Raw genomic sequence first — 9319 nt, 5'->3', positions numbered from 1 at the left:
GTCCAGGATCGTCCCGAGTCGCCGGCCGCCCTGCCCGCGGCGACGGGCATCAACCTGCTCGACGGGAGTCCGGTTTGAGCCATTCGCCGGCAGCACCTGTCCAACCTCCATCCATTCCCGAAACGGCCGGTCCAATGCCTGCCGCGACGACAACCCACAGCCTCGCCGCCGCTGCCCGCCAGCCGGTCCAACCCATCCACAGGTGCTGAATGAAAATCGCCGTGCTGTCGCGCAATCCCCGGCTCTACTCGACCCGTCGCCTGGTGGAGGCCGGGCGGGAGCGCGGCCATGAAATGGTGGTCATCGATACGCTGCGCGCCTACATGAACATCGCCAGCCACAAGCCGCAGATCCACTACCGGGGACAACCGCTGGAGGGCTTCGACGCGGTGATCCCGCGCATCGGCGCCTCGGTGACCTTCTACGGCTGCGCGGTATTGCGCCAGTTCGAGATGATGGGCGTGTTCCCGCTCAACGAGTCGGTCGCCATCGCTCGCTCGCGGGACAAGCTGCGCTCGCTGCAACTGCTCTCGCGCAAGGGCATCGGCCTGCCGGTGACCGGCTTCGCTCATTCCCCGGACGATGTCCCGGACCTGATCGAGATGGTCGGTGGCGCACCGCTGGTGATCAAGCTGCTGGAGGGCACCCAGGGCATCGGCGTGGTCCTCTGCGAAACCGAGAAGGCCGCCGAATCGGTGCTCGAGGCTTTCATGGGGCTCAAGCACAACATCATGGTCCAGGAGTACATAAAGGAAGCCGGCGGCGCCGACATCCGCTGCTTCGTGGTCGGCGACAAGGTGATCGCCTCGATGAAGCGCCAGGCAGCGCCCGGCGAGTTCCGCTCCAACCTGCACCGCGGCGGCAGCGCCAGCCTGATCAAGATCACCCCGGAAGAACGCATGACCGCCATCCGCGCCGCTCGCGTGATGGGCCTGAACGTCGCCGGGGTGGATATCCTGCGCTCCAACCATGGTCCGCTGGTAATGGAGGTGAACTCCTCGCCGGGCCTGGAAGGTATCGAATCCACCACCGGCAAGGACATCGCCGGGATCATCATCCAGTACCTGGAAAAGAACGGCGGCCCCCACCTGGCCAGGACGAAGGGAAAGGGGTGAGCCGGACCAGACAACGCATGCGTTGTCCCAGCACATCGGACGCACCGCATTACGCTGGCGATCCCGGCCTCGACAGAAGGTCCATGCCACGCTTGAATGAAGCACCGCCGCAACCGATGCCGGAAACCCCGCCGAACCCCGGGCTCTTCCGGCACTCGAATCCTTTCCTGACGCTTCATGGAATCGCCGCATGACCCCTCGTCCCTCCTCCGACCAGACCTGGCAGCCCATCGACGGCCGGGTGGCGCTGATCGCGCCAGCCTCGGCCATCGCCACCGACGTGCTGGAGGCGACCCTGCGGCAACTGGAAGTGCACGGCGTGGACTACCATCTCGGCCGCCACGTCGAAGCCCGCTACCGCTACCTCGCCGGGACCGTCGAGCAGCGCCTGGAAGACCTGCACAACGCCTTCGACATGCCGGACATCACCGCGGTCTGGTGCCTGCGCGGCGGCTACGGCTGCGGCCAGTTGCTGCCGGGCCTGGACTGGGGGCGCCTGCAGGCGGCCTCGCCGCGGCCACTGATCGGTTTCTCCGACATCTCGGTGTTGCTCAGCGCTTTCCACCGCCACGGCCTGCCTGCGATCCACGGCCCGGTGGCCACCGGACTCGGTCTGTCGCCGCTGAGCGCCCCCCGCGAGCAGCAGGAGCGGCTAGCCTCTCTGGCCTCGGTCAGCCGCTTGCTGGCCGGAATCGACCATGAACTCCCGGTGCAGCACCTCGGCGGACACAAGCAACGCGTCGAAGGCGCGCTGATCGGCGGCAACCTCACCGCCCTGGCCTGCATGGCCGGCACCCTCGGCGGCCTGCACGCCCCGGCGGGGTCGATCCTGGTCCTGGAGGACGTCGGCGAACCCTACTACCGCCTGGAGCGCAGCCTCTGGCAATTGCTCGAAAGCATCGACGCGCGCCAGCTCGGCGCGATCTGCCTGGGCTCGTTCACCGATTGCCCGCGCAAGGAAGTCGCCCACAGCCTGGAGCGGATCTTCGGCGAATACGCCGCCGCCATCGAGGTGCCGCTCTACCACCACCTGCCCAGCGGGCATGGTGCGCAGAACCGGGCCTGGCCTTACGGGAAGACCGCGGTGCTCGAGGGAAACCGGTTGCGCTGGTAGGGACGGGGCGCGCCCCTCTCCGTAAGCGCGAGAGGGGTTGGGAAGTGCCGCTGGAACGGCACAAACCCGTCGAGTATCAGGCCGCGCCGCGCGGTAGCAGCAACCCCAGCGGCAGGCAGACCCGCGCTTCCAGGCCGCCGCCATCGCGGTTGCGCAGTTCGACGCTGCCGCCGTGCTGGGCGGCGATGCGCTTGACGATCGCCAGGCCGAGGCCGGTGCCCTTGCCGCCACGCGCCTTGTCGCCGCGGATGAAGGGATTGAAGATGCTGTCCACTTCCGCGGGATCGATACCCTGGCCGCGATCGAGCACACTCAGCACCACGTAGGGCGCCGCGCTTTCGCCGGCCACGTAGCTGGCCACCTCCACCGAGCCGCCACCGTGGTTCAGGGCATTGTCGATCAGGTTGCCCAGCAGACGCTTCATCGACACCCGCCGCAACGGCATCGCCGGTACCGGCTGCAAGGCCATGCGCACCTGCTCGCGAGTCTGGTTGAACGGTGCCACCACCTCGCGCACCAAGTCGGTCAGGTCGCCCTCCTCCACCGGCTCGTCGCGGCCGTCGCGGATGAAGGCGAGGAACTGGTCGAGGATCGCATCCATGTCCTCGATGTCGCGGACCATGTCCTCGACCATCTCCCGTTCGCTCTCCGGCAGCAACTCCAGCGACAGGCGCAGGCGTGTCAGCGGGGTGCGCAGGTCGTGGGAGACACCGGCCAACATCAATTCGCGTTCGCGCCCGCCCTGCTCGATGTCCTCGGCCATCTGGTTGAAGGCGCGATACACCTCGGCCATTTCGCTTGGCGTCTCCGGCCCCAGCGGCAGGCGCACGCTGCGCCCCTGGCCGAACTGGCGGGCGGCGACCACCAGACGCTTGAGCGGCTGGCTGAGCTGGCGGACGAAGATCCAGGCGGCGGCGGTGGAGAGCAGGCCGATGCCGAGGAACCAGCCGAGCACGCTCCAGATCCGTTGGCCACGCAAGGGATGCGGATACAGCGGCACCGCCAGCCAGCCTTCGCCGAGGCTCGGTGCGCGCACCCAGAGCTGCGACGGCTGGTGGATACGCAGGCGGGTCTCGGTGTCCGGCCCCAGCTCCATCTGCATCTGCCGCTGGAAGATTTCCGTGTACGGCCAGTGCTGCTCGCCGGGCTGGTCGGCGCTGCTCGGCACCCAGCGCAGGCCGGAAGCCTTGGCGATGGCCGCGCGCGACTCCTCGTCGGCAGCCCAGAACGCGCGGATGGTCAGCGCCGCGCCGTGGCTGTACTGGCGGTCGACGATCACGTCCTCGTTCATCAGCAGGTAGACCAGGGTCAGCGCCTTGGAGAACAGCACGACGATCAGCACCAGCCAGAGGGTGCGGGCGAAGAAGCTTTGCGGGAACCAGAGCGGCGTTTTCATCGATCGGACCGGTTGCGCGCCGGCGGACGGGGCCGACGCCTGTTGCGGGTAAGACGACGCGGCCGGTGCATCGCTGCACCGGCCGCGCGGAGACTCAGGCCTTGCGCGCGTTGCCGTCCGGCACGAACACGTAGCCGACGCCCCAGACCGTCTGGATATAGCGCGGCTTGGACGGGTCCGGCTCGATCAGCCGGCGCAGGCGCGAGATCTGCACGTCGATGGAACGCTCCAGGGCATCCCACTCGCGGCCACGGGCGAGGTTCATCAGCTTGTCCCGGGTCAGCGGTTCGCGGGCGTGCTGCACCAGGGCCTTGAGCACGGCGAACTCGCCGGTGGTCAGCATGTGTACCTCGTCGCCCTTCTTCAGTTCGCGGGTGGCGAGGAACAGCTGGTAGTCGCCGAAGGTCACCACCTCGTCGGCACCGGCAGGCGCGCCGGGCACCAGCGGCGCCTGGCGGCGCAGCACGGCCTTGATCCGCGCCAGCAGTTCGCGCGGGTTGAACGGCTTGGCCAGGTAGTCGTCGGCGCCCAGTTCCAGGCCCTGGATGCGGCTGCCCTCGTCGCCCTTGGCGGTGAGCATGATGATCGGCACCTGGTTGTTCTGTTCGCGCAGGCGGCGGCAGGCAGTGAGGCCGTCCTCGCCGGGAAGCATCAGGTCGAGCACAACCAGCTGGAACAGTTCGCGGGATAGAAGGCGATCCATCTGCTCGGTGTTCTCCACCGCGCGGACGCGGTAGCCCTGCTCGTCGAGGAAACGTTCGAGCAGGCGGCGCAGGCGGGCGTCGTCGTCGACGACGAGGATCTTTTCACCTTCGGCCAGGGCGGCAGGGTTCGACATAGAAACTCCCAGAATGAGTCAGGCGGGCATTATCGCCCAGGTAGCGGCTGGGCCGGACTGTCCATTGTTAGCAGATTTTTCCCCGACCAGCCGCCCTCCAAGGCGAAACTTGGCAGGTATAATGCGGCGCTTTTGCGGCGGGGCGTTGTCTACACGGCCCGTTTTCGTTCGTTTTACCAGGTGGATCAATGGACAGCATCAACACCCGTATCGCCGAAGAGCTCTCCGCACTGCCCTCCGGCCGCGTTCAACCGCAGCAAGTCGCCGCTGCCGTCGCCCTGCTCGACGAAGGCTCCACCGTTCCCTTCATCGCCCGTTACCGCAAAGAGGTCACCGGCAGCCTCGACGATACCCAGTTGCGCATGCTGGAAGAGCGCCTGCGCTACCTGCGCGAACTGGAAGAACGCCGCGGCGCGATCCTCGCCAGCATCGAGGAACAGGGCAAGCTGACCCCCGAACTGGCCCGCGACATCAAGCTTGCCGACACCAAGACCCGTCTCGAAGACCTCTACCTGCCTTATAAGCAGAAGCGCCGCACCAAGGGCCAGATCGCCCTGGAAGCCGGCCTCGGCGCGCTGGCCGACGCACTGTTCGACGACCCGACCCTGGTCCCGGAAAGCGAGGCCGCGCGTTTCGTCGACGCCGAGAAAGGCTTCGCCGACGTCAAGGCGGTGCTGGAAGGCGCCAAGTACATCCTCATGGAGCGCTTCGCCGAAGACGCCACGCTGCTCGACAAGCTGCGCGTGTTCATGAAGAACGAAGCGACCCTGACCGCCCGCGTGGTCCCCGGCAAGGAACAGGAAGGCGCCAAGTTCAGCGACTACTTCGAACACGACGAGCCGCTGAAAAGCGCCCCGTCGCACCGCGCCCTGGCAATCTTCCGCGGACGCAACGAAGGCGTCCTCAGCGCCTCGCTGAAGGTCGGCGAGGAAGCGCCGGGCACCCTGCACCCATGCGAGGTCATGATCGCCGAGCGCTTCGGCCTGTCCAACCAGGGCCGCGCCGCCGACAAGTGGCTGGCCGAGGTGGTGCGCTGGACATGGAAGGTCAAGCTCTATACCCACCTGGAAACCGACCTGTTCGGCGAGCTCCGCGACGGCGCCGAGGATGAGGCGATCAGCGTGTTCGCGCGCAACCTGCACGACCTGCTGCTGGCCGCCCCGGCCGGCCCGCGCGCCACCCTCGGCCTCGACCCGGGCCTGCGCACCGGGGTCAAGGTCGCGGTGGTCGACGCCACCGGCAAGCTGCTGGACACCGCCACCGTCTACCCGCATGCGCCGAAGAACCAGTGGGACCAGACCCTCGCCGTGCTCGCCGCGCTCTGCGCCAAGCACCAGGTCGAGCTGATCGCCATCGGCAACGGCACCGCCAGCCGCGAGACCGACAAGCTGGCCGGCGAACTGATCAAGAAATATCCGGGCATGAAGCTGACCAAGATCATGGTCAGCGAAGCCGGCGCATCGGTGTATTCCGCCTCCGAACTGGCGGCGAAGGAGTTCCCCGAGCTGGACGTGTCCCTGCGCGGCGCCGTGTCCATCGCCCGCCGCCTGCAGGACCCGCTGGCGGAGCTGGTGAAGATCGAGCCCAAGTCGATCGGCGTCGGCCAGTACCAGCACGACGTGTCCCAGCTGAAGCTGGCGCGTAGCCTGGACGCGGTGGTCGAGGATTGCGTGAACGCCGTCGGCGTCGACGTCAACACCGCCTCCGCCGCCCTGCTGGCACGCATCTCCGGCCTCAACTCGACGCTGGCGCAGAACATCGTCGCGCACCGCGACGCCAACGGCGCGTTCCGCACCCGCGACGAGCTGAAGAAGGTCAGCCGCCTGGGCGAGAAGACCTTCGAGCAAGCCGCCGGCTTCCTCCGCGTGATGAACGGCGACAACCCGCTGGACGCCTCGGCGGTTCACCCGGAAACCTATCCGCTGGTGCAGCGCATCGCCGCCGACACCGAGCGCGACATCCGCTCGCTGATCGGCGACTCGGCGTTCCTCAAGCGCCTCGACCCGAAGAAGTTCACCGACGAGACCTTCGGCCTGCCGACCGTCACCGACATCATCAAGGAACTCGACAAGCCCGGCCGCGACCCGCGTCCGGAGTTCAAGACCGCAGAGTTCCAGGAAGGCGTCGAGAGCCTCAAGGACCTCAAGCCGGGCATGGTCCTGGAGGGTGTGGTGACCAACGTCACCAACTTCGGCGCGTTCGTCGACATCGGCGTCCACCAGGACGGCCTGGTGCACATCTCGGCGCTGTCCGAGAAGTTCGTCAAGGATCCGTACGAAGTGGTCAAGGCCGGCGACATCGTCAAGGTCAAGGTCATGGAAGTGGACATTCCGCGCAACCGTGTCGGCCTGTCCATGCGCATGAGCGACACCCCCGGCGAGAAGGTCGAAGGCCAGCGCGGCGGGCGTCCCGCCGGCGGCGGCCAGCCACGCCAGGAGCGTGGCGCCCCGCGCGGACAGAGCGCGCCGCCGGCGAACAACGCCATGGCCGCGCTGTTCGCCAACGCCAAGCAACTGAAGAAGAAGTGACGGAGCCGTCCATGAGCGAGATGCCCGCCCGCGAGCAGATGATCAGCGCCTACAGCGAACTGGTCGGCCTGGACCCGGTCAGCCTCGGCGACGGAGTCGCCGAGGTACGCCTGCCGATGGCCGCGCACCTGCGCAACCGCGGCGGGGTCATGCATGGCGGCGCGCTGTTCTCGCTGATGGACGTGACCATGGGGCTGGCCTGCTCCAGTTCCCATGGTTTCGACCGCCAGAGCGTCACCCTGGAATGCAAGATCAACTACATCCGCGCCGTCGCCGACGGCGAGGTGCGCTGCGTCGCCCGCGTCCTCCATGCCGGGCGCCGCAGCCTGGTGGTGGAAGCCGAGGTGCGGCAAGGCGACAAACTGGTCGCGAAAGGACAAGGTACCTTCGCCCAGTTGTAAACCGGCGCGGCCGCCATGCGGCAGAGTGGCGCGCAACGGCGATCCCGATCCGTGCCGGGCGCCCGCCTCGACGGCTCCCGCCGAAGGCGCGGCGACCGGCCCCCGGACGAAGCGAAAACGCATTTACGTCCTCCCTCTTGTAGACCGCTCGGTCCACCCTCATATTGGGGCGACCGATCTGGGACGCGATCACAAGGAATCCCGACTTGAGCGATCTTCTCTCCCGCCGCCTGGCTCTGCTCGGCGCCGCAGCCAACCTGCCCCTGCTGACCGAGTGCCTGCATGGCATCGAGCGCGAATGCCTGCGAGTCGATAGCGACGGCAAGCTGGCGCTCACCCCCCACCCCCGGGCCCTGGGTTCGACCCTGACCCATCCGCAGATCACTACCGACTACTCCGAGGCCTTGCTGGAGTTCATCACGCCCACGGAAACCGACGTCGCCGACACCCTGGCCGATCTCGAGCGCATCCACCGCTTCGCCAGTTCGAAGCTGGACGGCGAATACCTGTGGAGCCCATCGATGCCCTGCGAGCTGCCGGACGAGGAGAGCATCCCGATCGCCCGCTATGGCAGCTCGCTGATCGGCCGCCTGAAGTACGTCTACCGCAAGGGCCTGGCGCTGCGTTACGGCAAGACCATGCAGTGCATCGCCGGCATCCACTACAACTTCTCCCTGCCGGAGAGGCTCTGGCCGCTGCTGCGCCAGGCCGAAGGCAGCGAGCTGTCGGAACGCGACTACCAGTCCGCCGCCTACATCGCCCTGATTCGCAATTTCCGCCGCTACAGCTGGCTGCTGATGTACCTGTTCGGCGCCTCGCCGGCCCTCGACGCCGGCTTCCTGCGTGGCCGCCCGAGCCAGTTGGAGCGCCTCGACGAACACACGCTCTACCTGCCCTACGCCACCAGCCTGCGGATGAGCGACCTGGGCTACCAGAACAACGCCCAGGCCGGCCTGACGCCCTGCTACAACGACCTGCAGAGCTACATCGACAGCCTGCGCCAGGCGGTGAGCACGCCCTACCCGCCCTACGAGAAGGTCGGCACCAAGCAGGATGGCGAATGGGTGCAGCTGAACACCAACATCCTGCAGATCGAAAACGAGTATTACTCGAGCATCCGGCCAAAGCGCGTCACCTACACCGGCGAGCGTCCGGTGCAGGCCCTGGCCGCTCGCGGCGTGCAGTACGTGGAAGTGCGCTGCCTGGACATCAACCCGTTCCTGCCGCTGGGCATCGACCTGGACGAGGCGCGCTTCCTCGACGCCTTCCTGCTGTTCTGCGCGTTCAGCGACAGCCCGCTGCTGAACGGCGAGTGCAGCGACGCCACCGATAACTTCCTCGCCGTGGTCAAGGAAGGCAGGCGGCCGGGCCTGCAATTGCAACGTCGCGGCCAGCCGGTGGAATTGCAGGTCTGGGCCAACGAGCTGCTCGAACGAATCGCCGATACCGCGGCACTGCTCGACCGCGCGCGCGGCGGCGAAGCCCACGCGGCGGCACTGGCGGCGCAGCGGGCGAAGGTGGCCGATGCGGAACTGACGCCTTCGGCGCAGGTGCTGAAGGTCATGCGCGAGCGCGGCGAGAGCTTCGAAGCGTTCTCCCTGCGCCAGAGCCGCGAACACGCGGAGTATTTCCGCCAGCATCCGCTGGCCGCCGAAGAGCAGGCGCGCTTCGAGAAGATGGCCAGCGACTCCCTGGCCGAACAGACGGAGCTGGAACGCGACCAGGATGGCGACTTCGATACCTTCGTCGCCGCCTACCAGGCGAGCATCCTCGGCCTGATCAGCAACTGAGCCAAGCCGGCGCGCCCCTGCGCCCAGGGACGCGCCGGCGGATCACAGGCTCTTCTCGAATACCTGCGAATTGCGCTGGAAGTTGTACAGCGAGGCCCGCGCCGCCGGTAGCCGCTCTACGCTGCTGGGCTGGAAGC

The 9319-nt window shown here is 67.5% G+C and carries 8 protein-coding genes and 1 pseudogene; 6 read left to right on the top strand and 3 right to left on the bottom strand.

What is annotated here, in order from left to right; translation table 11 throughout:
- The 3 genes and pseudogenes from FFS27_RS22345 to FFS27_RS22335 form a co-directional block, all read left to right on the top strand.
- A pseudogene (locus FFS27_RS22345) lies at positions 1-78 on the top strand (ATP-dependent zinc protease); the annotation flags it as partial.
- Positions 79-209: 131 nt separating this feature from the next.
- Entirely contained in the window at positions 210-1115 is a 906-nt protein-coding gene (gene rimK, locus FFS27_RS22340) for a 30S ribosomal protein S6--L-glutamate ligase (RefSeq protein ID WP_003096254.1), read from the top strand.
- 190 nt (positions 1116-1305) lie between these two features.
- Positions 1306-2229 (top strand): LD-carboxypeptidase, encoded by a 924-nt coding sequence (locus FFS27_RS22335; protein WP_003109987.1) that lies wholly within the window; start codon positions 1306-1308, stop codon positions 2227-2229.
- A gap of 76 nt (positions 2230-2305) precedes the next feature.
- Here FFS27_RS22335 and amgS read toward each other — a convergent pair whose 3' ends face one another.
- Positions 2306-3625 carry a two-component system sensor histidine kinase AmgS gene (gene amgS, locus FFS27_RS22330; RefSeq protein ID WP_003109988.1) on the bottom strand — a complete coding sequence of 440 codons (1320 nt, stop codon included), beginning with the start codon at positions 3623-3625 and terminating at the stop codon, positions 2306-2308.
- A gap of 94 nt (positions 3626-3719) precedes the next feature.
- Complete coding sequence (gene amgR, locus FFS27_RS22325; protein WP_003096259.1) at positions 3720-4463, bottom strand: two-component system response regulator AmgR; 744 nt, start codon at positions 4461-4463, stop codon at positions 3720-3722.
- A 188-nt stretch (positions 4464-4651) separates the two neighbouring features.
- On the opposite strand from amgR, the gene FFS27_RS22320 reads away from it, so the two are divergent.
- From FFS27_RS22320 to gshA, 3 genes are all read left to right on the top strand, one after another.
- Positions 4652-6991, top strand: a complete 2340-nt coding sequence (locus FFS27_RS22320) for a Tex family protein (RefSeq protein WP_022580396.1) — start codon at positions 4652-4654, stop codon at positions 6989-6991.
- Between the two features lie 38 nt (positions 6992-7029).
- Positions 7030-7392, top strand: a complete 363-nt coding sequence (locus tag FFS27_RS22315; RefSeq protein WP_042115369.1) for a PaaI family thioesterase — start codon at positions 7030-7032, stop codon at positions 7390-7392.
- 206 nt (positions 7393-7598) lie between these two features.
- Complete coding sequence (gene gshA, locus FFS27_RS22310; protein WP_009877231.1) at positions 7599-9182, top strand: glutamate--cysteine ligase; 1584 nt, start codon at positions 7599-7601, stop codon at positions 9180-9182.
- A gap of 42 nt (positions 9183-9224) precedes the next feature.
- Here gshA and FFS27_RS33700 read toward each other — a convergent pair.
- Positions 9225-9319: hypothetical protein (locus tag FFS27_RS33700; RefSeq protein WP_256659600.1), on the bottom strand; the 95-nt coding region annotated here is incomplete at its 5' end.

Source organism: Pseudomonas sp. 2VD, from assembly GCF_005503585.1.
GTDB lineage: Bacteria > Pseudomonadota > Gammaproteobacteria > Pseudomonadales > Pseudomonadaceae > Pseudomonas > Pseudomonas aeruginosa.
The sequence above is the reverse complement of the archived record's forward strand: the minus strand, read 5'-3'. Positions and strand labels throughout refer to the sequence as shown.